The organism is Sphingobium aromaticiconvertens (genome assembly GCF_037154075.1).
GTDB classification, from domain to species: Bacteria; Pseudomonadota; Alphaproteobacteria; order Sphingomonadales; family Sphingomonadaceae; genus Sphingobium; species Sphingobium aromaticiconvertens.
The window spans coordinates 2,183,235-2,209,830 of record NZ_JBANRJ010000001.1 but is presented as its reverse complement, the minus strand read 5'-3'; the positions used below and the strand labels follow the sequence as shown (position 1 = coordinate 2,209,830).

General features: G+C 56.5%; 27 protein-coding genes. 22 read left to right on the top strand and 5 right to left on the bottom strand.

Annotation, left to right across the window (positions count from 1 at the left end):
- The first annotated feature begins 110 nt into the window (after positions 1-110).
- The 14 genes from WFR25_RS10585 to WFR25_RS10520 all read left to right on the top strand — a co-directional run bounded on the left by WFR25_RS10585 (position 111) and on the right by WFR25_RS10520 (position 13,869).
- Positions 111-839 carry a hypothetical protein gene (locus tag WFR25_RS10585; RefSeq protein WP_336970792.1) on the top strand — a complete coding sequence of 243 codons (729 nt, stop codon included), beginning with the start codon at positions 111-113 and terminating at the stop codon, positions 837-839.
- A 476-nt stretch (positions 840-1,315) separates the two neighbouring features.
- Positions 1,316-2,848: an ATP-binding protein gene (locus WFR25_RS10580; protein WP_336970790.1), complete on the top strand. Its 1,533-nt coding sequence runs from the start codon at positions 1,316-1,318 to the stop codon at positions 2,846-2,848.
- Positions 2,841-3,446, top strand: coding sequence for a response regulator transcription factor (locus WFR25_RS10575; RefSeq protein WP_336970789.1), 606 nt, complete (start codon positions 2,841-2,843; stop codon positions 3,444-3,446). Before WFR25_RS10580 ends, WFR25_RS10575 begins: the two co-directional genes overlap by 8 nt.
- A 199-nt stretch (positions 3,447-3,645) precedes the next feature.
- Complete coding sequence (locus WFR25_RS10570; protein ID WP_336970787.1) at positions 3,646-4,233, top strand: TerD family protein; 588 nt, start codon at positions 3,646-3,648, stop codon at positions 4,231-4,233.
- A 55-nt stretch (positions 4,234-4,288) separates the two neighbouring features.
- On the top strand, positions 4,289-5,479 hold the full coding sequence (locus WFR25_RS10565; RefSeq protein WP_336970786.1) for a TerD family protein: 1,191 nt from the start codon (positions 4,289-4,291) through the stop codon (positions 5,477-5,479).
- An 82-nt stretch (positions 5,480-5,561) separates the two neighbouring features.
- Complete coding sequence (locus WFR25_RS10560; protein WP_336970784.1) at positions 5,562-6,740, top strand: DUF475 domain-containing protein; 1,179 nt, start codon at positions 5,562-5,564, stop codon at positions 6,738-6,740.
- A gap of 55 nt (positions 6,741-6,795) precedes the next feature.
- Positions 6,796-7,938 (top strand): TerD family protein, encoded by a 1,143-nt coding sequence (locus tag WFR25_RS10555; protein ID WP_336970782.1) that lies wholly within the window; start codon positions 6,796-6,798, stop codon positions 7,936-7,938.
- A gap of 76 nt (positions 7,939-8,014) precedes the next feature.
- On the top strand, positions 8,015-8,587 hold the full coding sequence (locus tag WFR25_RS10550) for a TerD family protein (RefSeq protein ID WP_336974844.1): 573 nt from the start codon (positions 8,015-8,017) through the stop codon (positions 8,585-8,587).
- Positions 8,588-8,648: 61 nt separating this feature from the next.
- Positions 8,649-9,230, top strand: a complete 582-nt coding sequence (locus WFR25_RS10545) for a TerD family protein (protein ID WP_336970780.1) — start codon at positions 8,649-8,651, stop codon at positions 9,228-9,230.
- A gap of 107 nt (positions 9,231-9,337) precedes the next feature.
- A complete protein-coding gene (locus WFR25_RS10540; protein ID WP_336970778.1) occupies positions 9,338-10,171 on the top strand; it encodes a TerD family protein in 834 nt (277 codons plus the stop codon).
- Between the two features lie 52 nt (positions 10,172-10,223).
- Positions 10,224-11,587, top strand: a protein-coding gene (locus WFR25_RS10535; protein WP_336967452.1) for an IS3 family transposase whose coding sequence is annotated in 2 segments (ribosomal slippage) — positions 10,224-10,571 and positions 10,574-11,587 — 1,362 coding nt in all. Because the reading frame shifts where the segments join, the coding sequence is not laid out codon by codon here.
- Between the two features lie 113 nt (positions 11,588-11,700).
- Positions 11,701-12,129, top strand: a complete 429-nt coding sequence (locus WFR25_RS10530; protein WP_336970775.1) for a VWA domain-containing protein — start codon at positions 11,701-11,703, stop codon at positions 12,127-12,129.
- 34 nt (positions 12,130-12,163) lie between these two features.
- Positions 12,164-13,165: an ATP-grasp domain-containing protein gene (locus WFR25_RS10525; protein WP_336970774.1), complete on the top strand. Its 1,002-nt coding sequence runs from the start codon at positions 12,164-12,166 to the stop codon at positions 13,163-13,165.
- Positions 13,166-13,251: 86 nt separating this feature from the next.
- Complete coding sequence (locus tag WFR25_RS10520; RefSeq protein ID WP_473829117.1) at positions 13,252-13,869, top strand: DNA translocase FtsK; 618 nt, start codon at positions 13,252-13,254, stop codon at positions 13,867-13,869.
- A gap of 303 nt (positions 13,870-14,172) precedes the next feature.
- Here the strand turns inward: WFR25_RS10520 and WFR25_RS10515 are convergent, their stop codons facing one another.
- Both WFR25_RS10515 and WFR25_RS10510 read right to left on the bottom strand, forming a co-directional pair.
- On the bottom strand, positions 14,173-14,865 hold the full coding sequence (locus WFR25_RS10515; protein WP_336970772.1) for a uracil-DNA glycosylase family protein: 693 nt from the start codon (positions 14,863-14,865) through the stop codon (positions 14,173-14,175).
- A 76-nt stretch (positions 14,866-14,941) separates the two neighbouring features.
- Positions 14,942-16,084, bottom strand: a complete 1,143-nt coding sequence (locus WFR25_RS10510; RefSeq protein WP_336970770.1) for a hypothetical protein — start codon at positions 16,082-16,084, stop codon at positions 14,942-14,944.
- A 3-nt stretch (positions 16,085-16,087) separates the two neighbouring features.
- Here WFR25_RS10510 and WFR25_RS10505 point away from each other — a divergent pair, with 3 nt between their 5' ends.
- Positions 16,088-16,420: a hypothetical protein gene (locus WFR25_RS10505; protein WP_336970768.1), complete on the top strand. Its 333-nt coding sequence runs from the start codon at positions 16,088-16,090 to the stop codon at positions 16,418-16,420.
- A 442-nt stretch (positions 16,421-16,862) separates the two neighbouring features.
- Positions 16,863-17,072, top strand: a complete 210-nt coding sequence (locus WFR25_RS10500) for a type II toxin-antitoxin system RelE/ParE family toxin (protein ID WP_336970767.1) — start codon at positions 16,863-16,865, stop codon at positions 17,070-17,072.
- A 431-nt stretch (positions 17,073-17,503) separates the two neighbouring features.
- Here the strand turns inward: WFR25_RS10500 and WFR25_RS10495 are convergent, their stop codons facing one another.
- The 3 genes from WFR25_RS10495 to WFR25_RS10485 form a co-directional block, all read right to left on the bottom strand.
- Positions 17,504-17,893: a hypothetical protein gene (locus WFR25_RS10495; RefSeq protein ID WP_336970765.1), complete on the bottom strand. Its 390-nt coding sequence runs from the start codon at positions 17,891-17,893 to the stop codon at positions 17,504-17,506.
- A gap of 311 nt (positions 17,894-18,204) precedes the next feature.
- Positions 18,205-19,710, bottom strand: a complete 1,506-nt coding sequence (locus tag WFR25_RS10490) for a DUF6804 family protein (RefSeq protein ID WP_336970763.1) — start codon at positions 19,708-19,710, stop codon at positions 18,205-18,207.
- A gap of 302 nt (positions 19,711-20,012) precedes the next feature.
- Positions 20,013-21,032 (bottom strand): hypothetical protein, encoded by a 1,020-nt coding sequence (locus WFR25_RS10485; protein WP_336975051.1) that lies wholly within the window; start codon positions 21,030-21,032, stop codon positions 20,013-20,015.
- Here WFR25_RS10485 and WFR25_RS10480 point away from each other — a divergent pair.
- From WFR25_RS10480 to WFR25_RS10455, 6 genes are read left to right on the top strand one after another with little or no spacing between them, the layout of a single operon-like run.
- Positions 20,955-21,506, top strand: coding sequence for a serine protease (locus tag WFR25_RS10480; RefSeq protein WP_336970762.1), 552 nt, complete (start codon positions 20,955-20,957; stop codon positions 21,504-21,506). The genes WFR25_RS10485 and WFR25_RS10480 overlap by 78 nt on opposite strands.
- 10 nt (positions 21,507-21,516) lie before the next feature.
- A complete protein-coding gene (locus tag WFR25_RS10475) occupies positions 21,517-22,578 on the top strand; it encodes a DUF4236 domain-containing protein (RefSeq protein ID WP_336970761.1) in 1,062 nt (353 codons plus the stop codon).
- Positions 22,579-22,633: 55 nt separating this feature from the next.
- Positions 22,634-23,788 carry a phosphoribosyltransferase domain-containing protein gene (locus WFR25_RS10470; RefSeq protein WP_336974842.1) on the top strand — a complete coding sequence of 385 codons (1,155 nt, stop codon included), beginning with the start codon at positions 22,634-22,636 and terminating at the stop codon, positions 23,786-23,788.
- Complete coding sequence (locus tag WFR25_RS10465) at positions 23,785-24,534, top strand: HAD family hydrolase (protein WP_336970759.1); 750 nt, start codon at positions 23,785-23,787, stop codon at positions 24,532-24,534. The genes WFR25_RS10470 and WFR25_RS10465 overlap by 4 nt, the downstream gene beginning before the upstream one ends.
- Entirely contained in the window at positions 24,518-25,636 is a 1,119-nt protein-coding gene (locus WFR25_RS10460) for a cysteine protease StiP family protein (RefSeq protein ID WP_336974839.1), read from the top strand. The genes WFR25_RS10465 and WFR25_RS10460 overlap by 17 nt, the downstream gene beginning before the upstream one ends.
- Positions 25,633-26,535: an HpcH/HpaI aldolase/citrate lyase family protein gene (locus tag WFR25_RS10455; protein WP_336970757.1), complete on the top strand. Its 903-nt coding sequence runs from the start codon at positions 25,633-25,635 to the stop codon at positions 26,533-26,535. The genes WFR25_RS10460 and WFR25_RS10455 overlap by 4 nt, the downstream gene beginning before the upstream one ends.
- The last annotated feature ends 61 nt before the right edge of the window (positions 26,536-26,596 follow it).

Genomic DNA, 26,596 nt, shown 5'->3' with positions numbered 1-26,596 from the left:
AATGTGTCAACCGCAAATGGTAGATCTGGTCCAATAACAATTTATCAATAATAAGATCATTAGGGCGGCATAGAAATCACGGTCCGGACCATGCTGTTGAAGGGGAATGAATGACACGCGTTGCTGAGACTGAATGTGCGACCTGCCACATAATCCGTCCGAAAACGGATATGCGCCAGGTTCAAGTTCGAAGAAAATCCACCAGCTCCGTTCGGACCCACTGGGGGCTGACCAAAAACAGCGGACGCAGCGTGGGCACCCGCGACAGCTTTCGCCATGATCGCGTTTTTGTTTGCAAAGGATGCAAGGCCCCCAAATCCGACGGAGGCTATGGCTTCTTCTTTCCAGCAGCCATCTCCGTCACCGTGTTGGGTTTCCTCGCCGCCCCGGTCCTTTTTGGAACAAAGACCCTGGGACTAGCCTCCGGTGTCAAAGCCGTAGCCACGGCCGCAGAGAACCTGCCAGAAATGACCCAAACCATAAAATTGGAATCTTCAACCCGCGACGCCGAAGTAGCGCCTCTCGAAGCATCAGATACGGTGGAGGCTGTCGAGACCGCCGTGCCCGACATCAGGCAGTCTCCCTCAAGTGCCGCTCCAAACCAGCGCTTTAATTTCGACATCTCCGAAATCGCAGAGGCTGAGCAGAATTCAGTTGCTTCGGGAATGCCGGAGCGGTGGAGCGTCGGCGATCAGGAAGGTTATTCCGTCGCGAGCAATCCCACCATTACAAACGACCGTGAATGTCGCAGTGTCTATTCGATTATTGACGGGTCAGGCGAGCAGTCTCCGATACGCAAATTTTGTCGTTCGCCTAATTCTGCCTGGGAAACAATGTAATTCCGAGCCATCTACGGATTATCGAAGGTCGATTGATCAATCCCTCATCCCAAATAGATCAAGGAAAAAGCTGGATGCCCCTTCTTGGCTGTGGCCAATCTCCTCGAGATAGCTACCCTCAAGCAAAAGGCCGAAATGCTAGGTTCGTGCCTCGAACAGTTCTTCCAACACCGAGGATGTGCCCATCTCGTAACGGATAACAAAGAACCCGGCCATTACAGCCGGGTTCAGTGGGGCAAGCAAAAAGCCACCCCTTGGGTCGCGTCGAAATTTCTAAGGAACGCCAGTCAGCGGCGCTATCCGGATTATTCCCGGATACCGTTCCTTGATCGCAGCTTTAAGCCAAGGGCAGGGAATTTCCCGGCTTGGCACGATCGTAATGCTTAGACATGGTGCAGAGAATGCCTGCACTCACCCCTTCTCGCCTGTCCTTTTTGTTACCCCACAGGGTGACGCTGGGGTGGCGAGACGGCGCCTTGGCAATAGCCTATGGGCTGATGTTCATCCTCGCCCATCATCTCGCAGCGCTCTGGGGAGGCGGCTATTATTACAGCCTTTTCTATCCCGCTGCAGGGATACGCTTCGCGTTGCTATGGTGGGGTGGGCCACGCTGGCTTCCAGCTGTTATCGGCATTGAACTGCTTGTCCAGTTTATGACTGGGATCATTCAACCTGGCAGCCCGGACATGATCGACCAGATGGTAGGCGTGGCACGTTCCCCGCTGACCTACGGGCTGGTTATCATTTTGGTTCGCTGGATAGTTCGCCGGGGCGGGGCCGATATCGCCACACCGCCCATGCCCTTCGCCCTCGCGAGTGTCCTCGCGCCGATCAGCGCTGCCATCATCAGCTTGGCATCTGAGTTGTTGCGGCCGGGGCGGGCACATGGCCTGCCCTCTGAGCCACATCTAACCACGGCAACCGCCTTCATGGTAGGCGATCTCTTGGGCGTCATGCTATTAGCACCGCCTCTGCTGATGCTGGCCCGCGAACTGACAAACAAGCAACCAACGAACTTCGTGCCAATGCCGCGCATCGCAGAAGGTGCGATCCTATTTGGCTGTGGCTGGGCTTTTGCCCTGGCCGCTTCACAAGCCAATCTGGGCCTGCTCCTGACCCCGGTTATGCTTGCCACAGCCTGGGTCGGATTGCGTTGTGGACGCCCGGCTGCCTGGGTAGCGATTGTCATTACCGCCGTAATCGCTTTGCCGATTTCACAGGACACGGTGGACATCGCAACGCGCTTCGCGCTGCATATGGGTCTCGCAGCCGTGGCTATCTCTGGATACCTGGCCGGCAGTTACACGGACGCTCAGCGCCAGGCGCTCGAGAACATCGCACAACGCGACCGGCTGCTCTATCAGGCGGAGCGGCTCAAGACCCTGCGCGCCATGTCAGTGGCGGTCATTCACGAAATCAGCCAGCCTCTTTCCACTCTCTCCATCGAAAGCCGCCATCTCGCAGCTCTAAGCCTGAATGCTGCTGCGAGCAGAGAGGAGATCAGCGATATAGCCGCGTTGCTTGAACGCAAAGTGGGCTCTTTATCCGACATGATTCGCCGGCTACGTCGCTTTGGCGGGAGAGCCGTTGACGAACCATCCCCGATCGCCGTCGCAACGCTGGTCGCAGATATGGCCGCCATCATTGAAACAGAAACGCGGCGAAATGGCTTCCGGCTTATCGTCAGTCCGATCGAAAAGGGCCTGATTGTGATGGGCCAGGAAATCGAGCTGGTCCAGGCTATCGTCAATCTCGTACGTAATGCCATCAGCGCAACCACTGACAAGATAATCCGCGTGGACGCGGCTGGCTTGGATGAACAGATCATCCTCACTGTTAGCAACACCATCGGATCTGACCTGAAAGTCTATCCTGGGATGGGCGTCGGCACATTGGTCGCGCGCGCAATCCTTGAGGCGCATGGCGGCAAGCTCACGAGGAAAGATACGACCAATGACATCGCCTCCTATAGCATTACCCTCCCACGCGCAGGGCCGATCAATGACTGATGGGCCCCTAACCCAGGATGAGATATCGCTGGTTTATGTGGTCGACGACGACCGCGACCTTGGCAATGCCGTGGCGCGGCTCCTGCGCCGCAATGGATATGCAGCTGAGCCGTTCCTAGAGCCGCAGCGCTTGTTGGAAGCTTATGCCGCCGAACCTGCCCATTGCATAGTCTCGGACATAATGATGGGAGATATGGACGGCTTCGGCTTCGCCGATGCGCTTCGTGCACAGGATCCTGGCGCATCGATCATCTTCATGACTGCCTGGCCCACGACCGCTAATGCGGTCGATGCGGTGCGCCACTATGGCGGGCTGGATTATCTTGAAAAACCGCTCGACGAGGAACGCCTGCTCAATGCTGTCGCCGAAGGTGTAGCCTGGAGCCGACGCCAGCATGAGATCAACGCGCGAGTCGCCCGCCTGACGCGAAGAGAGCGTGAGGTGCTGGACCTGCTTGTCATCGGGCAGAGCAACAAAATGATAGCCGCCACTTTGGGGCTAAGCTCGAAGACAATCGAGGATCATCGGGCCGCGATCATGACCAAGACTGGCAGCAACGGCCTGTCCCAGTTGATCGCGCTCAAGCAATTGGATTGACAGCAGGGCGAGCACTGAACTGATGAAGGCATACGAAAATTCTAAAGTGAAAGAAATATGTAAAATTTATTGGCCAAAATACCATACAGGCATCAACATATTGCTTGCAATAACGGTATGTTGGATCAAAGTATTTAGCAATAATTAGCCATTTCATGGTTTCAAGCATCTATGTGTAGATGAAAGAAAAAGGAATTTTATGACCATTTCCCTTGCTAAGAACGCCTCCGTCAGCCTGAAGAAGGAAGGCGGCGATGCCTTGACGCGGATCATTCTGGGCGTTGGTTGGGACGTGGCCTCGAGCGGCTTTTTCGGCAAGGTTCTGGGCGGCGGTGGCGGTGGCAGCATCGATCTTGATGCCTCCTGCATCGTTTTCGACGCCGACAAGGAAGTGCTGGACAATGTCTGGTTCGGGCAGCTCGTAAGCCTGGACGGATCCATCCGTCACAGCGGTGACAACCTCACCGGCGACGGCGATGGCGACGATGAATCCATCGCCATCGACCTGGACAAGCTCCCTCTCGAGGTTGAATCGCTGGTGCTGACGGTGAACAGCTTCCGTGGCCAGACCTTCGACAAGGTCAAGAATGCCTATGGTCGCGTCCTTGATGGCCGCACCAACCGTGAGCTGGCTCGTTTCGATATCTCAGATACCGGCCCGCATACCGGCTTCATTCTTGCTTCGATCAAGCGCGATGGCGGGAAATGGACCTTCAAGGCCCTGGGTGAGCGCGCAGGCGGCCGCACGGTTCGAGACCTCGCGCCAGCAGCAGCTGCACTGGTCTGATCAATTTTCAGGGGGGAGAGCCTATGCTCTCTCCCCAATTCTATAGGGGGACCAAATGCTATTACAGCGTGGTGAAAAACGCGGCCTGTCGGATCTGGGCATTGCCAATGCGTGCGCCGTAAAAGTCGATTTTGGAATGGACGGCGTCGATATCGCCGCCTTTGGGCTCAACAAAGAGCGCACGATCGGCGATGACCGCTATGTCGTGCTGTTTTCCAACACCGCGACCCCTGAACGGGCCATCGTCCTTCAGCCTTCCTCAGACACGGCGCTGTTCAATCTCGACCTGGACAAGTTGCCCGCGTCGATTGATCGTATTGTCTTCACGGCCACCCATGACGCCCGTCCGATCGCGGAATCGCGACCGCTGATCGTCTCGATCGATGGCATCAAAGCCTCGTTCAACGTCGCCGAGCACCTCACCAACGAGAAGGCTGTGATGATGATCGAGATCTATCGCCATAGCTCTGGCTGGCGCGTAGGTACGATCGGCGCCGGTTTTGCCGGTGGCCTCGCTAGCCTGATCACCCATTTCGGTGGTGAGGTCGAGGCACCTGCGCCAAGCCCCAGCCCGTCGCGTCCGGCTTCGCCTGCCCCACCTCCACCTCCGCCGCCGCCACCGCCACCGCCCACGGCAGCACCGGTGAGCTTGAAAAAGGTGACCCTGGAAAAATCCAACGCCCGCGTGAGCCTGAAAAAATCTGGCTCCTCGTTCGGTGAGATCATTCTCAACCTCAACTGGAGCCAGCAGCAGCAAAAGCGCGGCCTTTTTGGGTCGGGAAAGAGCCTCGATCTCGATCTGGGCGTCCTGTTCGAGATGAAGGACGGCTTCAAGGGCTGCATCCAGGCCCTTGGCGGCAATTTCGGCGATTTCGATTCCGAACCATGGATCGAACTTTCGGGCGACGATCGCACCGGGGCTGTTGCCGCCGGTGAGACGATCCGGGTCAACGGCAAATTCTTCGATAACATCAAGCGTATCGGCGTTTTTGCTCTGATCTACGACGGGGCAGTCAACTGGAAACAGACCGATGGCATCGTCAAAATGACCGTCCCAGGCCAACCTGAGATTGAAGTTCGGCTCGATGAAGGCAAGGATAATTGCCGCCTTTGCGGCATCGCGGTCATCGAGAACGTCAATGGTTCGCTGCAGATGGATCGCCATATGCAATATTATTCGAGCCAAAAACCATTCGCTGAGGCCATCGGCATCAAATTGAGATGGACGGCCGGCAGTAAGGATTAAAAGCCGGCAGGCGCGGAAAATCCACGCCTACTTTCCTGCAATTTAACAGGGTTTGAGTAATTCAGCCTTGATAGGGGAAATAATGAAGAATTTCTACGGATCGATCGGATTTACGATCGTCGCATTGGCCCTGGCGGGCCTTCTTGGATATAATCAAACCGGGCTGCTCGGCCCCGCGCTGCAGATGGTGTTTCTTGCCGCCGTGCTCGGCGTTATGGAAACCTCGCTCAGCCTCGATAACGCCGTGGTCAACGCCTCGGTACTCAAGGACATGGACCCTGTCTGGCAGCGCCGCTTCCTGACCTGGGGCATTCTGATCGCGGTCTTTGGCATGCGTATCGTTTTCCCGATCCTGATTGTCTCGATCTCGGCCTGGGTATCCCCCGTCGAAGCGACCCGCATCGCGATCACTGACCACATCCGCTACGAAGAGATCGTCACGGGCGCACATATCGGCATTTCCGGCTTCGGCGGCGCCTTCCTGCTGCTGGTGGGTCTGAGTTTCTTCTTCGACCAAGATCGCGAACATCACTGGATTGGCTTCATCGAAAAGCCATTGAGCGCCTTCGCCAGGATCCCATTTTCGCCCTATATCGCGGCAACCGCAATCATCGTGGCGGTTTCCTTCCTGATCCATGGTGAAGAACAGAAAACATTCCTGTGGGCAGGTCTGTCAGGCATCGTCACCTTCCTCGCCGTTCAGAAGTTCGGCGATCTCATCGGTGGTGAAGAAGATGCCGTCACCGGCCAGGTCGTTCGCAGCGGCGCCGGGGCGTTCGTCTATCTCGAATTCCTGGACGCATCCTTCTCGTTCGACGGCGTCATCGGCGCTTTTGCCATCACCAATGACATCGTCCTGATGGCACTTGGTCTGGGCATCGGTGCGTTCTTCGTCCGCTCGCTGACCATCGCGCTGGTTCGTGGCGGACATCTCAACGAATTCCGCTTTCTCGAACCCGGCGCTTTTTATGCCATCATCGCCCTGGCGGCGATCATGCTTCTGAGCGTTCGCATCGAAACCCCGGAAATTGTCACCGGCCTCATCGGTGCCTTGATCATTGTCGTGTCGCTCTACGCGTCGGTCCGTCATCGCAAGCTCTATCCCGATGAATATGCCGAAGATGGTGCTGCACACGCGATCCTGCCTACCGGCAATGTCGTGACCAACGTCCACACCTCGTCCGAAAATGGTGCCGAAAGTGATAGCGCACCGGCCGCTCGGCCTACCGGCAATGCCGTCCCCAACGCGCAAACCACGTAAAACCTAATGGGACGCAGCTCCGGCTGCGTCCCCACTTTCCAGGATTTTCAGATCGATGCAGCTTCAGAAAGGCGCAAACGCGCCGCTTGAAAGCAATTTTGTTGAGATTGCATGGGCCGCGGCCCCCGGCAAAGCCGAGGTCGACGTCTCCGCCTATCTGCTTAACGCCTCCCGCAAGGTCGAAGGCGATGACGGCATGGTTTTTTACGGCCAGACGGCCGTCGAAGGCGTATCCCTTGAGATCAATCAGGCCGCGCGCCGAGCAACCTATGCGCTCGATCTTGCCCGCCTGAATTCGGCCATTGAGACAATTGCGTTCTGCGTCGCGCTCGACACCTCGAGCGATCCGGACAAACGTCTCGCCGATCTCCAGACACTCACCATTACCGCTGGCCCATCCAGCTATGTGATCCCGCTTCTCGGCATGACCGAACAGGCGCTCATCCTGGTTGAAGTGTACCGCCGCAATGGCCAGTTCAAAATTCGGGCCGTCGGTCAGGGCTTCAACGGCGGGCTTGGTCCGCTAGCAACGTCTTTTGGCGTCGACGTTGAAGGCGCCAATGAGCCTGTCGCAGCCCCTGCTCCCCCCAAGGCACCCAGCCCTACGCCCTCAGTGTCGCTAAAAAAGGTGACACTTGAAAAGTCGCAAAAGGTCAGCCTGAGCAAGGATGCTGGCCGGATTAGCGCGAAGCTCGTCTGGGATGGGCGCGGCAAAGGCGAGGGCGACCTCGACCTTTATTGCTTCTATGTCCTCAAAGACGGAACATGCGGCAAGGTCTATTGGAAGGACCTCGGCCGCGACCACGGTCTGCCATACATCACCTTGTCAGGCGATTCTCAGAAGGCTGGTGAGGAAGAGATCGTTCTTCATCGCCCCAACGAACTCAGATATGCACTCTTCGCTGCCTACAGCGCTGTTGGTAACGGTGCCGGATCTTTCGCCAGCTATAAGCCCAAGATGATCTTCCAGGCCCAGGACGGCAGCGAGGTAACGGTTCCTCTGCTCAATCCTGTGCAGACGTCATACTGGGTCGCCATCACCCATCTCGATATCGATCACACGATCAGCATCGAGCATGTCGAGACATATGGCAAAAGCGGCCGCGCCTTTATCGCGGCTGAAAAGAGCCCCCGGCTCCATCCGGATGGTAGCTGGGATGTCAGTAAAGGAAAAATCGAATTCAAGCGTAAAGCCTGAACGAAACGCAGGGCACATACGGCGGTAATGCGCCCCTGCTAACACTCCCGCCAACCACTGAAAGGACTATTTGAATATGGCAATTTCTCTCTCGAAGGGCGGTAACGTCAGCCTGAGCAAAGAAGATCCGACCATGGACGAGATCATGATCGGCCTGGGCTGGGACGCACGTGCCACCGACGGCTCTGACTTCGATCTCGACGCATCGGCATTCCTGCTCGCCGCGAGCGGCAAGGTTCGCACCGACAGCGACTTCGTGTTCTACAACAACAAGATCGTGGCCGGCGTTGAGCATCAGGGCGACAACCGCACCGGTGAAGGCGAAGGCGACGACGAGCAGATCAAGGTCACGCTGTCCAAGATCCCGGCCGACATCGACAAGATCGCGATCGTCGTGACCATCCATGACGGCGAGACGAAGAACCAGAGCTTCGGCCAGGTCTCGAATGCCTTCATTCGCCTGGTGAACCAGAAGTCCGGCGCCGAAGTCGTTCGCTATGACCTGTCGGAAGACGCTTCGGTCGAAACCGCGATGATCCTGGGCGAAGTCTATCGCCATGGCACCGATTGGAAGTTCCGTGCCGTCGGCCAAGGCTTCAAGGGCGGCTTGGGGCCCCTCGCCACCAATTATGGCGTCAGCGTAGGCTGATGCCTCGAAGGGCCGGAGCAATCCGGCCCTTCCCCTCTTCGCTTTCTTATAAGGATCCAAAATGGCTGTTTCACTCGTCAAAGGCGGCAACGTCTCGCTCTCCAAGGAAGCCCCTGGCCTCACGTCCGTGACCGTTGGTCTGGGCTGGGATGTGCGCAAGACCGACGGCGACTCCTTCGACCTCGACGCCTCCGCCTTCGTTCTCGGCGAGGATGATAAGGTCAAGAGCGACGCGCACTTCGTCTTCTACAACAACAAGGTCTCGCCCGACGGTTCAGTGACCTATGGCGGCGACAATCGCACGGGTGACGGTGTCGGCGACGATGAAACGATCCAGATCGATTTCGCCAAGCTGGCGGCCGACGTGAAGAAGGTCGTGATCGCCGTCACCATCCATGATGGCGCCGAGAAGCGTCAGAACTTCGGCTCGGTCTCAAACGCCTATGCACGCGTCGTCAATGACGCCGATGGCAAGGAACTGGCCCGCTATGACCTGTCCGAAGACAGCAGCACCAACGCCGCCATGATCTTCGTCGAGCTCTATCGCAGCGCTCAGGGCGAGATCAAGGTCAAGGCGATCGGCGAAGGCTGGGAAAGCGGCCTGGCAGGCCTCGCCGGCGGCATGGGCGTCAATCTGGGCTAAACCAGATTAGCGGCCAGCATCAAGTGCCGCACCTTTTGTTGAACACGCCGGGCGTCATAATCGCCCGGCGTGTCTTTGTTTTCACCCAAATATGACAAGGGGCAAATATGAGCCTGATGCAGCCTGGCGAAAAGCGCCAAATCGCCGACATTTCGTCCAGCCGTCAGATTCGTATCACGGCCTCTCATGCCCCAGCAGATATCGACATTGCCGCTTTCGGGCTGAACTCGGATCGTAGGATCGAGGACGATCGCTATGTGGTTCTCTTCAGTAATGAGCGCAGCCCCGAGGGCGCTTTAGCCTTTGCCAAGAGCGGTGAGACGACAACAATCAGTGTCGACCTCGATCGCCTCCCGGCCGATATCCACCGGGTAACCATTACAGCAACCCATGATACCATCCCGCTGCGCCAGGCAGGGGTATTGAAAGCCGAGATCGGTAGCGTGACGATCGATGCCAAGGCATCGCTTGGCGACGAGAAGGCCATCATGCTGCTCGAGCTCTATCGCCATGGTGGAGACTGGCGCCTGGGTTCGATCGTGCAGGGCTTCAACGGCGGCTTAGCTGCCTTGGTGAAGCACTTTGGTGGCGATGTTGCTGATGAACCCACTCCCGCGGCTCCAGCTGCGGCCGCCCCTTCCCCTTCCCCCGTTTCGCTTTCCAAAGTTGATCTGCGCAAACAAAAGGTCGGCATTTCGCTCAAGAAGCTGGGCATCGAGCATGAGAAGGCCGAGATCACCTTCGTCATCGACGCCAGCGGCTCGATGGCGAGCCTCTACTCAAAGGGCGTCGTCCAAGAAACGGTGGAACGGATTGCTCCTGTCGCTCTGCGCCTCGACGATGACGGCAGCATGGCGACCTGGTTCTATGCATCCCGATGCAAGCAGGTCGAGGATCTCACAGCAACCTGTCCGCCGTCAGCACCAATGGCACAGATTTGAGGTTGTAAATTAAGGAGGGTTTGGGCTTCGTCGTAGTGACGAAGGAACGAAGATGAAGCCCAAACCCTCCTTGAAAAATTCGCCGACAAAGGCCCCTGCTGAGCGTGTTGTGAAGGATATCCGGCGGCAGACCCGGCGCCATTTCTCAGCCGAAGACAAGATCCGTATTGTGCTGGACGGTCTGCGCGGCGAGGACAGCATCGCCGAGTTGTGCCGCAAGGAAGGCATTGCCCAAAGCCTGTATTACACCTGGTCGAAGGAGTTCATGGAAGCGGGCAAGCGGCGCCTGGCCGGTGACACCGCCCGTGCTGCGACCACTGGCGAGGTGCAGGATCTGCGCCGCGAGGCCCGTGCCCTGAAGGAATGCGTGGCCGACCTGACGCTGGAAAACCGCCTGCTTAAAAAAAGCATGATCGCGGATGGGGGCGACGACGAATGAGGTATCCCGCATCCGAAAAGCTCGAGATCATCCGGATCGTCGAGCAGTCGCACCTGCCCGCCAAGCACACGCTGGACAAACTCGGCATCCCCCGCCGGACGTTCTACCGCTGGTACGATCGCTTCGTCGAAGGCGGGCCGGAGGCGCTGGAAGATCGGCCATCGGCGCCGAGTCGGGTGTGGAACCGCATCGGCGACGATATCCAGGGCCAGATCGTCGAGATGGCGCTGGATTACAGCGAGCTGTCACCGCGCGAACTGGCGGTGCGCTTCACCGACGAGAAGCGCTACTTCGTGTCGGAGGCCACCGTTTACCGCCTGTTGAAGGCCCACGATCTGATTACCAGTCCGGCCTATGTGGTGATCAAGGCCGCCGATCGCTTCCATACCCAGACCACGCGTCCGAACGAGATGTGGCAGACCGATTTTACCTACTTCAAGATCATCGGGTGGGGCTGGATGTACCTGTCGACCGTGCTCGACGACTTCTCGCGCTACATTATCGCCTGGAAACTGTGCACCAACATGCGCGCCGAGGATGTCACCGACACGCTGGACCTGGCCCTTAAGGCTTCCGGCTGCGACAGCGCCACCGTGCTGCACAAGCCCAGGCTGCTCAGCGATAACGGCCCCAGCTACATCGCGGGCGAACTGGCGGAATACATCGATGCCCAGAAGATGAGCCATGTACGCGGCGCTCCGATGCACCCCCAGACCCAAGGCAAGATCGAGCGCTGGCACCAAACCCTGAAAAACCGCATCCTGCTGGAAAACTACTTCCTGCCCGGCGACCTTGAGGCCCAGATCGAGGCCTTCGTCGAGCATTACAACAACCAGCGTTACCACGAGAGCCTGAACAACGTGACGCCCGCCGACGCCTACCTCGGCAGGGCTCCCGCCATCATCAAACAGCGCGAAAGGATCAAGCGAAAGACCATCGAATATCGGCGCTTGCAACACCGCAGGCTCGCCGCTTAACATCAACCCCAAGACGAGGCCCGCACTCCGCTAATTTACGACGCGACGTGTGCCAAATGTTCTGACGACGGACAACACGGACCCTCCCTTCGCCGGGTGCAAAAATCGGCGCGGTGCCAACCGGCAAGAAAGGATTCTTCGGCGGGGACGCCAAAACGGGTGGGGAATCGATCGGCTACGGCAACAATGAGCCGGTCATCATGAATGCGATTCTGGAACAGCAGCCTCAGAAACGAAGCACCCCGCTGTTCATCATATTCCTCACCGACGGCGGGATTGACGGCTCAACCTCCAAGGTCATCCAGAAAATTCTTCGGGATACATCAGGGAAGCCAATTTTCTGGCAATTCATCGGCGTCGGAAAAGCCAATTATGGTGTGCTGCGCGAGCTCGACGCGATCACCGGTCGTGTCGTCGACAATGCCGGGTTCTTCAGCGTCGACGACCTATCAGAAATTTCGGACGATGACCTCTATGATCGTATCCTGTCGGAGTTCCCACTCTGGCTCAAAGCCGCTCGCACGGCAAACATCCTGCCATAACGGCGACCTACCTCCCGAAAACTGAAAGTCCATAATGCGTATCTGGTTCAATCGCGGTTATTCCCTCGCAGCTATCGCTAACGCCATCATGACGGCAGAACCCTCCCTGGAAATCTTTGCCAGCGTCGGCGAAGGCATGCCCCAGCGGCCTGGCCCGATTGAAACGTGGGTCGAACCAAAGGTCGAAGGCGAGGAATATATCGCCTGGGTTCACGAAACTATTGTCGCCAATAAAATCGACATATTCGTGCCTACCCGCCACCGCAGCCTCATCGCGCAAGCCACTCTTCCCTGTCAGGTCGTGCTCCCCGGCATCATACCGGTCCTAGAGCTGCTCGAGGACAAATATGGCTTCGCTCAAGCGACGAAGCATTCCCCATACCATCTCCCAACACGCGCAATCGCCTCCAGCGATGCTCTTTCAAGGGCGATCGCAACATTTCCGGAGACCAACCAGCCTGGCGCTACACCCTGCGTGAAGCCCCGCAATGGGGTCAACGGGCTTGGATTCTGGAAACTCACACAGGGCAAGCCTACCAGTCATCTCGACAACCCAGATGCCCGGATGATCCGCAACGACCTCTATATCGCTGCTCTGCGCGAACAGGAGAAGGAATCCCCCATCAAGGAACTCGTCTTGATGGAATATCTACCCGGTCCTGAAATCTCTTTCGACGTGCTTTGCCATAAGGGCGTGATGCTCAAATATGCTGCACGCACGAAGATTAACGGCAACATTCAGCGCATCCAGAGCGACCATTCCCTTGGCAAATATGTCGCTGAGCTTGTTGACCAATTTGCTTTGAACGGAGTGATCAACGTCCAGTTCCGCCGCCACAATGATGGCAGCTGGAAGCTCCTCGAAATCAATGCTCGCCCGGCCGGCGGGTCTGTCTATTCCGAGAAGGTCGGGAGCCGGATCCTTGCCGATTGGGCCCTCCTGATAGCTGGCCGCATCACCGCTGATCAAATTCATCACATCCCGATCGATACGCAAATTACGTTTAACAATACCGTCGAAGAAGTCGTTGCCTAACATCATGTCGCGTGTCTGGATTTGTGTGGTCGTGTATTTGCGCTCCCTAGCTGCATACCCGCCTCTTCAAGGGGTAGAGTAGCAACATCTCGCAAGACCTGATCGCTCAGGCCAAAGCCATCGTTATCGACGAACAAAGGCCATCGGCTTCCATTTTTCAGAGCCGGTTGCACATTGGATCTGATCAAGCGGAAAGCTTGTTGGCCGGTATAGAGGCGGATGAGGTGGTCACGCCCCAACATGACGGGCTCCGTCGGCTGACTTCCCCCTATGAAATGCCGGAAACAGCAGGGCGGGCGAAATATGTCCGGAAGGTCTTTGAAACCGTCCGATTCTTCTGGGAAATGTGGGAAGAGGACTCACCTGGGGACACGGACGCCATCGGATTGCACAACCATACAAAATTACTGGGCTCAATAACAATCCGAAACCGGGTGCTCGGGAACTTCTATAAGCAACAAGGGCTGTCGTTATCCACGGCGGCAGTCGAGTTGGCGAAATGGCTGGAATCAAAGGACGCCGGACCGACATTCGACGCGGTAATGAAGGCCGATTTGACGATTCTCTGCCGGAGCTCGGCCAGGCCCTTCCAGATCGTCAACGACACCGAGACGATCATCCAGCGCTCCTTCGTTCGCCTTGTTCGGTATCTGCAGCGACAGCATCTCGCCAGTGAGGGTGCACACTCCCGCTGCTTCGACTAGTCCCCCAAGCATCAGCAGTATGCCCATTATAAAGAAAAGTGGTCGTATGCGCTATTAGGCCGGAAGGACCAGGCAAAAGCGTCAGCTTAAGCGCGTTTTCGCTCTTGCTGTGCCCGAACGCTACGGTTTGATAATTTCCGCGCGCTGATAGCTAACAATGCCAGGTTGGGATGCGTTCCCGCCGAAGCGATGTCGGCTTCAACAAAACCCCGCAACACCACCTTCACTATCGCCGTTATCAGCGGGGGTTCAGCGACCATGCATGAAGCCTGCGCAGAGCTCAGGCTTAATGCAACACGACAATCAGTCATTGTCTCGCGCTAAAATCCGCGCCAGCAACGGCGTCGGATCCGCATCAGGATTTTTCCAGTTCGCCCGACTAGGATGCGTCACCGTGACGACCGCCCGTCCGTCTTTCGCGACATGCGCCTCGCTGGTCCAACCCCTCGCGTTTGTTTCCCGGAATCTATCCAAGAGTCGGGTCGCCCCAGTATGTTCGCGAACCCAGCGACCGGCCGTGCCGCCCAGGCAGAGGATTGTCGAAACGTCCAACGCTGAAATCACCGCAGCATGGACTGGCCAACATTGTTCGATCAGCCGGTCTTTTTCCGCAGCGAGTGAGGCTTCGTTGTTCGAGCGGACGAAGCAGACATTGCTGGCGGGCACCGCCTGAGGATCGCGCTTCAGTCGCGAAAAGAGGTGGAGCATCTGTGGTTGCATACCACACGTACCCGGAGCCTTGCCGTCCCAGGATTCATCCGAATAAGCAGACCATCGGTCGGGCAGGGTTTGCCAGTCGGATAGATGTTGGGCGACTGTCTCGTCGCATTGGGTGTTCGGATTGCCACCCGGATTAAGACCGAGCACATACAAATCCGACGGTGCATCGAAGGCCGCGAAACCGGTGTAGAAGACCGATCCCGAACGGGTGCGCATCCCGGAAGGCAATCCATCCAACGCAGAAGCGATCCCGGATGCTAAGTGACTCTTGGTCATTTTGTCTCCTTTTCGAAATTCTTGAACATTATCGCGTCTTATATTGCCAGGGCGAAGCTACTGGCGGGAATCTGTCTCAAGTATCGGACTCACCTTCGGCTCCCCATTCGGTCATCAACGCATCGCGGCGGCTGCGCCGACGTGTTTCATGTGACAGCCGGAATCGCGTCACAATCGCTTCAACGCGCCGCATCTCCGTAAGCAAGCGCCAGTCGAGGCGCGCTTCCGCACCGCCACCCAACTCGGGGATATCGGCATAAAGCAGATTGCTCTCGATCGCCGCAGCCACGGTGTGGATCGGCGAGGTTACCGGATAGTCATCCGCCTCGTCCGAATCCCCGCGCCAGACATAGATCTCCTCGAAATCGGTCCATATCCACGGCTTAACGACGAGAGACCGCGCCAGCCGCTCGAAGCCGGTGCTGCCGGGAAACTGAAACCGCACGCTATTCGGCAGCCAATTGCTTGGCAATGATCCCACCTCCGAACTGTCGGGTGTTCCGAATGACCATTCGTGCTTGGTGGTCAGAAATGGCTCGAGATCGACGCTCGTTTCCCGAGTCACGAAGATGCGACCTGTCTCGTCTTTCAGACTGAGATGCGCCACCTGGCATTCGATCAGCGCAAATGTCGGCTGCTTCGTTTCCGCGTGAACCGCCAACGCGGCACCGATCCGCGTCCCCGCCTTCAAGGCAATGCTTGCCGCGCGATCGACGGCATCCGGGAGAATATCGCTGGTGTCGGAAACGAGCTCTCTTGTCTCATCCGACACCGGCAGATCCACGTCGACCACAGGAGTGTAATTCAGGCCGAGGACGTGAGGCACAAGACCTAGCACATCTGCGTGCAGCACCTCGTTTTCGCTCTGCCCCATCAAGTCCGCCGGCCATTCGCCGACCACAATTGCCTCGTTCTCGAGATATAATCCCGAACCGGCGACATAGTCGGCTATCGATCGCAGATCGACTTCGCGCGACAGTCGGTCGGTCATTGCGTCGATTAGCGCGTGAAGTTCGTTGAGCCAGACCATGTCCGATACACGACTTGTCTCTTGGCTGCCATAAAGTGCGTCCTCCAGCACCTCCGTCACGAATGCATCGCGCGATCCTGATTGCTCAGCTGCAAATCCGTCGATGATGCGAAGCCATGCCTGTGGCGTGCGGTAGAGTTGCGCAGGCGGCTTTCCGCCGGTCGCAGTGAAGCGCCCGGCGACACGCACATATTGCTCCCCGAAAACGCGCGTCAGCTTCCCCGAGCGATCACCGAAACGGTCTTTCAGGTCCCGCGTCAGACGTTCAACCCTGCACGACAGACGCGCGAAGACCTCGACCTGGCCTTTGCCTCGATCGGTGAACAGCTTGCGCAGGCGTTGCTCCTGAAGACGCGCAAGCGAATGTCGCCGGTTTGTATCCTCTGTGCCTTGCGCAGGGAACGCGATGATATTGTCTTTGCTCATGGCTCAGTTCATCCAATATTTGCGGCGGTCGCGGCGCGTGTAGGTGCGCGCACCGGCCCCGTGGAGCCGCGCGCATGTAACCAGGGTTCCGTCATCTGATGCGACCAGCACCGTTCGGAGGATGCGAGCGATCGCTTTGGCTGGAAACCCGTCCTCCCGGGCTTCACGTAGTGCAGCGCGGGACAACCGGAATGCCGATAGCCCGCGCCCCACCGCCACCTCGGTGTCGAAAAGCAACGTGGCTAATGCGACGTCGCAAGGTCGCATTCCGCGCTGCTGCATCCGCTGAACGGCATGTCGGCTTGATGTGAGTGTCATTGTGCTGCCCTTCTGTGAGCAACTTTTGGATCGGATCAAGCAAACAGCGTTAGCACATTCTGTTGCTTAATATGATGTGTTAAATGTGGGGTAATGTGCAGGCATGCGACAACTGAAGATTAAATGAGCGGTCTTGCCGATGCCGAGGCTGGACGAACCAGGCCAGCAGAAGAGGTGTTCGACAGCTTGAAGCGAGCTATCACGCAATGGGTGATAGTAACGCATGATCGTTTCTCTGTCGGCCGAGGCCGAATATGATCTTAAGACAATCGGTGATTATATCGCTCGCGATAATCCGGTTCGTGCCATCACATCCCTGCAGGAACTGCGCACCCGAAGTCTCCTGCTGGCCGAGATACCTGAGCGTTTCCCGCTAGTCCCCCGAAACGCCGCCAGAGGATCCTCCTCCTTCGGGGTGACGATGGCCAACTAAACGGCCTCGCCACCCTTCAAAACAGACACTGACGGAGAATGCCTAATTGGCCTACACAAGGCAGATAAGGCTAACAGCGTTCACTCAGCATCAACGATCTCGTCTTGCATTTTCTTTTGGGCGCGCGTGGCGAACTTCGGAGATCGCCTTCGTGGGTCTGATCTAATGCCAAGAATTGGACCTAGTGCCGATATAATGCGCATAAGAATGGAAAATAAAATTGCAATAAATATTGGCCCTACAACGAAGTAGCTGAACAATATTGCCCATCCGGCTGGACCGGCTCCTTCCACCCCTAGGTGCCTAGAAACCGAAAGAAGCGTCATGGCTTGCTGAAAATCTCCAGAGCTTGCTCCTATATACATTGATAATATAAAGCCGATAAAAAGCTTGAGCCTAAATGTAAATCTCATAAAATCTCGCTTTGAATTTTAACACTCTGGAGAAAAATCGCCCTCACATTTCATTCCGTCCACCCACTCGGCATCGCGATTTTTAACCATCATCACAGGCATAAGAAATTCATTATCTTGATTCTCATTAGATGTTGGCAAAGCAACATTCACCTTTACGCCACAGATAATGACTTGAGGCATCTGAGGGTGGGATCTGCACGGCTCCGACAAAGTATATTCAGATTTTTTTATTACATCTTCTAGGCTTTGATCATTTTTAGGGGAGGGCCTTCCTCCCTGTGAAGCCAGTCCAACGCGAAGCTGTTGGCGAGCGACATCGAAAACTTGCTTTTCACTAGGCCCTGTGTTGCCGCATGCTGCCAATGCACAGAACACGAGAAGTTGCCCCATTTTTATCAATTTCATCCCCCACTACGTCCACAACTATTTGACACTTCCTTGCCGCTGGTATCGCAATTGCATCTTAGTACACAAGGGTGCCGCATCCATCAGTGGCGGAGCGGTGGATTTCATGAGTTGTCGCCAATCCGGTCTCGTCGTAACCCAACCCATAGGCGATGATGTAGGGAAGCCGGCTGACGGATTTATTTTAGATACAGCTGACACAACCAGGATGCTCCGTCGCTAATTCGCTAGGGCGTTGCCAGTCTTCTCGATTCCCATGGAGATCAATCCAAAGCAGAGAAACGATCCAGACTACCGCGGTTGTTCCTGCGTCAGTAGGTTTCGACCGCTCCCGTTTCTCCGCCCATATTTACTTCGTCCCCTATAGTCGCACGCGGCATCCAGCCCGCATCAACGTAGCCATGCTCCTTGAGGAATGCCAACAACGCCTCGGGGTAGCTCTTATACACGACGCGCGACACCTCTGGGCACTCATTCCCAGTCTTGAGCGCGCAGCCCGTCGGGTACGCCCAGTCTTCGGTCGCCGAATAGGACCGTAGCATGTCAGTCCAAGCCTCGTCGAGCAAGCCGACGCGCGCCGCCGACGCCACGTAGGACGGGCAGGCGCCGTTGCGAGACATGCCGTCCGAAGCCGTGCGACATGTCTCGCCCGCCTTCGCCATCTCGTCTAGGTAGAGCCTGCGATATGCCCCTCGTCGTGATACGTCGACGATGCGGCCGCCGGTCACATTGAGGATCGTTGGCGGCGCATAACTCATCGCGTAAGCCGCAAAGGCATAGAGGAAGGCGTTGTCCCGCTCGACAAAATCGGCCAGGCCGTCCCCATTTAGATCAGTCGGCACAGGAATCTCGTCGCCGTCCCAGGCCCCCAGATCAATGACCTTCATCTGGCCACCCGAGAGACCTGACAGCTGCACGTTGTTGCAACAGTGCGCGCCGCCGCTGAAACTCTGCAGCATGACGACCGACGGCGCACCCGCAATGTTGCGTACGGCTGAGATGCGGTGCGTGTAGCCGCTGGACACCATTTCGCCGACCATTGTTACAGAATCGGCTCCCCTCGATACCGTGATCACAGGGGCGGCTAGGTCACCGTCGGTCTTGCGCGTAATGCGCACCACAAGTGGGCCGACCTGCCGCACTGTTTCGGAGGAAGCCGTTTCAGCGCTCCACTCGAATGTCTCACCTGCCGCTAGCTCGGGCCCCGCAGTGGGGGCTTCAGGCGATGGCTTAAGCAGAACTTGTTCTTGCGCGACCCGAGGGGGGTGGACTGGCGGTTCGATCTGTGGTGGCATGAGCCAGCCGAGCACGGCGACCACCACGATTGCAGCGACCGCCAGTCCGGCCACGATATATGACCGGGACCAGCCGCCACTGGCTGCTTCCACCACGGTGGGACCGGCCGCCATCGTGTCGTCCGAATAGCCTATCGATTTTTCAGATGACGAGAAGGGAACCTGGAAGTCCCCACGATTCTTCGTCATCCAGTCCGGAAATTCTGCTTGCCCAGCAATAGCACGTGCTATCTTCCATTCTACAAGAATGGCAACTGCCACTAAGACATTGACCACACCATGGAACTCTTTGGACATAGTGATAAGGAACACAGGATTATAGAGTAGCGCGATAAAGGCGAAGCTCCACGCCCACGCGGACAACCCCTGCTTGAAGTACAAATATGACACATAAGCGCCGTACCCGGTCACGACCAGCCTGAGCAGTTGGTAATACCCGTAAGGTAAGTCGAGTATAGCCAACAGGTTTGCGGCGGCTACTAGCTTCGTCATCCACAGCGGTGGATATTTCAATGCCGTCACAATTCCCCCTACAGGCTCGAACCCGATCCACTCCAACGATGCTCAATGTCCGATGCGCAATATGAATTCAAGCATGGAGCCTGGAGAACCCCAAATATGGTGTTGCTCTCGTCATTATTAGATCAGGTGCCGCTGGAGCAACCCGCTGATAGAGCGAGGGTCAAAGCCCCAATATATTGCCTCCGCCGATGCTTTAGGGCAGACCCAATCTTGAGAAATTTTCCCGGGGGCACCGTGCGATTAAATTCAACAGTTCTGATTTCAGCGTTCATACTGATAATTGGATTGATATTTGGGCAACCCTATCTTTGGTTGCCGATCAGCGTCCTGATTGCTTCTATCATCGAGTTGGTGAACCGGCCATGGACCTCATCCAACAAAGTCGGTGAATGGGCGGCCTTCAGCCTGATATTGAAAACGATATTTAATCTGTTCGGACTATATGGCCTAATTGGCCAGATCGCCTGCCTGGTCCTATTAGGAATCTGGTTATTCAGATAGCTTGGAGCAATCCCTTTCAACTTCATCAAACCGATTTGCCAGGAAAACGTACTTTGGCGAATGACGAAGCATTCCGCCCACTTTATATTTACTAAAATCAAAGGCATGAAGATTATTGGCTTAATCATCCTCGCCGCATAAAGGAGAAACAGGTGATTAGCCCAGTACCCGGTCAGCGTCTTGCCATCACTCCAGATGGTGAATGGGTGATCACACTCAACGGCGCGGATTGCGAGCGGATCGCGGTGTGTGCTGTCAACAGCAATGGCATGATCCTGCCCTTTACGGCTGGCTCCCATGAGCGCTGGCATATCTCCTCGCTCCCCAGCTTTGGCGAACCGATAGAGATCCTTGCCTATATCAAGGATGACCGCATGGGCGGCTTCATCAATGGCAGCTATCCGATACATATCGAGATAGGCGGCGACAGCTACAGCTTCCCGCAACCCGACCAGCAGCTTGCGGCTGTCATCCTGGCAGAGGTTTATACCAAGAATGATATGCGCCGGGCAAAGGTGTCCAACGAAGGCTACACCTTCGGCATTGAAGCCTATGCCCGAGCGCGAAAATTCAACCATGCCGATTTCCCCGGACGCCCTACCAAAAATGACCGGCCATCTCCTGGCGAGCACGATCCCGGTCGCCCGCCCCGCGGAAATCCCAGGGGCGGTGGCAACGGAACAGGATCTGCCTCTGGGAGCGGCGTCGTCGTAGCCCCGGGGCTTATCATCACAAATGCCCATGTGATCGAGGACGGAGTGAAATTCCAACTCGGCCGGACCAATCGGGAACTCCAGCCGATCGCTGTAGACCACCTTCATGATCTGGCGCTGCTGCAAGGGGATGTTCAGGGGTCTCCCATAGCGCTGCGCCTTGGCGCTCCCATCTGGCTGGGTGAGAATGTGCTCGCGTCAGGATACCCCCTCATGGATGTGCTGGGGGCCGACCTCAAGGTCACCACGGGCAATATCTCTGGCCTGACCGGCAGCGGCGGGGATGTCTCGCGGTTCCAATTTACCGCACCCATCGGCTCCGGCTCATCCGGTGGCGCCATTATTGACGAATGCGGCAACCTTATCGGCGTAACCTCAGCCTCTCTGGCGCACGGCAATATGCGTGAGCGAGGCTCAATCTCGGAGAATGTGAACTTTGGCATTCGCAGCGCCCTTGTCCATGAGATGATCGCGGCCGCCGGCTTCACGCCCGAACCAACACCGATCTCGACCAACAATGACCGGCGCCACGTGGTGCAACGCATGCGCGATTGCGTCGTCAGCATCATCGTACATACCTAAAGGGGGGAATATGGGTTTCAGGTTCAGCAAGCGGATTTCCATCCTGCCAGGTGTTCGCATCAACCTAAGCAAATCAGGCGCTTCCCTTTCGGTTGGACCACGAGGCGCATCAGTCACAATCGGAAAACAGGGTGTGCATGGCAATGTCGGCATACCTGGCACCGGCCTTAGCTATCGTGAGCGGCTGGATAAGCCATCACGCACAAGGGTCTCCGATGATCGCCCCCAGCCTTCCCCAAAGCCCGAATTGCCAGGCCGGGTTGTCGTCAAAATTGTCGAGGATCAGACGGAATTTTTCGATGACGCTGAGATCCCCCTCGATCCATCCCTCATTCCGTCTGCCAAAAAGGCCTTGGGCGATCAGCTGAAGGATTTTCTCGAAAGCCATGTCGAGAGCAGGAATGACAGTCTTGATGCTTTAGGCAAGCTGCACCACGACATCCCGACCTTTCTTGGCTCCATCCCTTCCACCGGCGGCAACAAGCCGCAGAAGGAGGCGTTTGGATCACAAGAAGCCTATATGGACGCGCTCATGTGTTGGCGAGCCGAGCAAGCCAATAGCGGCCCTGATCAAACTGCCTTGGAAAATGCGCTTCTAGGCGCGCTTGGCACCCTTCAATGGCCCTATGAAACCAATATTGGGATAGATTTTACAGACGGCCGCCTTCTGCTTGACGTGGACCTCCCTGAAATAGAAGCCATGCCAGAGAGCCGTTGGACCACCGACCACCGGCGCTGCTCCCTTATTTCAAAGGCTTTAACCAAGCAACAAGTAGCTGGCCTCTATGTCGAGCATATATGCTCCTTGATCCTTCGCCTGATCGGTCATTCCATGGCTGTCAGCGAGGGCATCAAAAATGTCGCCATATCTGCTTATACCCAGCGGAATGCGACCTTGGGCCGACCTGACGACGAATATGTCGCCACTGTCGAGATTTCACGTGGCGACTGGGACCAGATCGATTGCACAAAAATGCCGGCAATCGATCCACAAAACCTGCTTCGCCGCTATGGAGCATGTATCGAAACAAACGCGCGCGGAATTCTGCTAGTCCAACGCGCGATTATATGATTGGCCCCAGAGGCATTTGCAGGATCGCCTAAAAATGGGATGAAAGTTGAAAACAATGACCTTGACCCTAAACGTGTCGGAAACAATTGCCCTGCCGACGGGGCAGCTAACACTGACCGTGGATAACGGCCCGCCGCTGGAAACCCTTTGTGATTTTGCGGCCCGAGCCAACCCAAAGCGCGGATTTCTCATCGTTTCGAAGGTTCTGGGACGTCACCTTCCCGCTGCTCCTGGCGCCATGCGCGAAACCATGCGCGATTTGGCGGCCAAGTTGCCCGCAGACCTCCCACAGCCAGTGGTGTTCCTCGGCATGGCGGAAACCGCGACAGCATTGGGTCAAGGCATCTTCGCAGCTTATCTTGACCTGCACCCCGGCTGTGATGCCATTTATCTCCAAACCTCGCGGCAGCGGGTGGCTAATGCCAATGTCATGACCTCATTCGAAGAAGGTCATAGCCATGCCACCACCCATCTTATCCAGATCGCCGATCCCCATCTCGAGATGGCTTCGCGAAATGCCAGAACGCTCGTTATCGTCGATGACGAATGCAGCACGGGCAAAACCTATGTTGCCGCTGCTGAATCGATGAGCAAATTCATTCCCAACCTCCGGGCAATCGAAACCTGCTGTATCACCGATTGGAGTGGGGGTAGCTATATCCCCCTTATGCCCAAGCCCACCACGGGACATGCCATACTGCATGGCTCGATGGAGTGGGAGGCCGGCACCATTCCTAACCCGAACACACTCGCCCAAGGGTCCAACACCCCTGGCACAGCGCCACAAACAGGCATGCGGAGCCGGTCTGGACTTCGCACAGCTGAAACAGCCTTACGGTCTCCCATCTCTGCCGCTCCGAACGAACGCGTCTTAGTGTTGGGGGATGGTGAACATTCCTATGAGGCCCTTCTCGTCGCCGAGGAAGTCCAGGCTCAGGGGGGGATCGCGGCCGTCCAGTGCATTACCCGTAGCCCTGCCCTGCAAGGCCACGCAATGAACACCCGGTCCACCTTCACCGACGCCTACGGCAGCGGTGCCCCCTGCTTTCTCTATAACATTCTGGGACACAAACCGGATCGAATTATGATTGTGACTGAGATCGAAGAAAACCAGCAAGCCGAAGCAAAGGCCGCCTTGGCAGAGCTCGGTGCTGATCTGCCAGTCGATATCATTGTCTGCTCCTACGCCCCCGAAAAGGCCGTATCATGAACCATATGCCTGTCGCTCTTGCCGACCTCGACGATACCCTGTTCCAGACCGCCAAAAAATGCCCCGATGGCGGCACCGATGGCCTACGGCTGATGAGCCGTTTGGTCGATGGAAGTCCCAGTGGTTACGCCACCCAACTTCAGCAGAACATGCTGGACTGGCTTCGTATTGGCCAGGTCATCCCCGTGACCGCTCGTAGCCGGGACGTCCTTGCGCGGGTTGATATCGAACAGGCGCCAGCCATCTGTTCCAATGGCGGCTGCATTGTGGCGACCGGCGGCGGGGTCGATCAAGACTGGCACAGCCATCTTACCGCGCAAGCAAGCACAACCGATTCCATCGCCGATGTTTATCAGGCCTTGACCAGCGATATGGACACCGAGGCCTTTCGCCACTGGATCGTCAGCGAAAACCAGCTCCCCCTGTTCATCGTGATAAAGACCAATCTCGACAACCACGATGTCCTGGGCGACCTGCACGCCAATCTCGAGGTTCACCTTCCTGTTGAATGGCGCATGCACCGCAACGGCAATAACCTCGCCTACCTCCCAACCTGGCTCAACAAACGTCACGCGGCAAAATATCTGATCGAGAAAATCCGCGCCGATCGCCCTGACGTCCCCATTATTGGATTCGGGGACAGCCTGTCCGATGTCGGTTTCATTGACCTGTGCGATTACGCAATGACCCCAACGCAGTCTCAACTCTGGAAGAATGTGATTGTCGATAATGATTGGATTAACTGAGCATACTGTCCAGTCAGGAGGAAAAACGTTGCACTTTTCGGGAACTTTCCACCCTTCCGATGTTGAGATTCTACTCAAACCTGCCGAGATCGCCCAAACGGATATCGCCGAAAAAGAACTTCTGATCCAATCGGGCCGCAAGCATTATTCCGAAATGCTATCCCCTGAAAAAGTTCCTGATGAGCGCTATATGCAGCTCTACCGAGAAGCCATGGCAAGAAACGCCGGCCGATTGAAGGGGGACATCCACACACTGGCGACCCAAATCGCCAGGCGCCCTGAAACCACGCAAGAATGTGTGATCATCTCGCTTGCGCGGGCTGGAACGCCAATTGGCGTTCTTCTTAAGCGTGCGCTGGAGAACGAGGGCGTCGTCGTTCATCATTATTCCGTGAGCATTATCCGGGGTCGAGGAATCGACATCAATGCCCTGAAGCTCATCAAATCCCGGCATGGCTCTGATTCCAGCATTTTCGTTGACGGCTGGACCGGCAAGGGCGCGATAAAGAGAGAACTGGATCAGTCCATTTCACAAGCAGATATAGGCTTCAAATCTTATCTGGCCGTTGTAGCAGACCCTGCCGGCCGAGCCGATCTCGCGGCCACGACCGAAGATTATGTAATCCCAAGCGGCTTGCTGAACGGAATCGTCTCTGGGCTCATAAGCCGCTCGGTCCTGACTGAGCACCTAGTAGGACCAGATGATTTTCATGCCTGCCTCTTCCAGGAAGACCACCGGCCGCATGATATCACCAACGGCTTCCTCGATGCCGTCGGAATTGCTGACAGTGAGGTTGGTGGCATTTCCTGGACCCCAGCTATCGCAACCCAGGCTCGCATGGACAGCATCCGTCTCGTTCAGGCCCTTATGGACTTTGCGAACGTCACCGACATCAACAGGATCAAGCCAGGAATTGCCGAAGCAACGCGAGCCATTTTACGGCGGGTCCCAGACCTTGTCCTTGTGAGGGATGTCAAAGATCCTGAAATTCAACACATGCTTCACATCGCGGCGAAATCGGGTGTCGAAGTGCTTGAACGAGACCTCTACAATTATCGTGCTGTCACAATTATCAAGAAGCTCAACGGTGAACAAGAATGAATGCTATTGAACTGGGTGCCACGCTCTACACACCCGGCCTCCATCCGACAGCGTTGAGCAACGCCTATGGTGCGATCGCACATCAGCGCTCGATGGTGATCTGCCTGGAAGACGCCGTTCGGGATGATCAGATCGATCTGGCAGAGGAGAACCTCGCAGAAATCTTAAATGCATTCCGAGCTAAAAAGCCTTCCATTCATGTGTTCATTCGCCCCCGCAATATCGAAATGCTGGTCCGAATTCTCAAGATGCGCGGCGTCGAAACCGTCGCTGGCTTTGTCCTACCAAAAGTGACGACCCTCAGCCTTGCCAGCTGGCTTTCCGTGTTGGTACATGAACAGCATGCATTCATGCCCACGATCGAGGGCGACGAGGCTTTCGATCTGACGGCCCTCAGTCGCTTGCGCGATCAATTGCTGCCCTATTCAGAGCGGATCCCAGCCATCCGCATCGGCGGCAATGATATCCTCAACCTGTTCGCCGTGCGGCGTTCTCGCGTTCGAACAGCCTATGATGGCCCCTTGAGCATCGTCATTCGCAACATTACCGCCATCTTTGCCCCTCACGGCTTTGGAGTTGCCGCCCCTGTATTCGAGCATTTTAGCGACCATGATCTGCTCGCACAGGAGGTGGAGATCGACATTGAACACGGTCTGATGACCAAGACCGCTGTCCATCCCAGTCAGATCGCCCTTATCCAAAGCCTTTACCAACCATCTGTATCTGAGATGGCCGAGGCGCGGGCAATACTCGATAGTAATGCCCCTGCCGTGTTTGGATCCGAGGGCAGTATGTGCGAACCGGCGACCCACATCCGGTGGGCCGGCGGCGTCATCCAGCGCGCCCAAATCTATGGGGTCGCTGATCAGTTGATCAGCGCCCAATGCATGGTGGCCTAAAATTGCCATGGATGCGCCCTTGATATAGACTAAGGCCGGTGGACTAAGTTCGAGTGAGTGT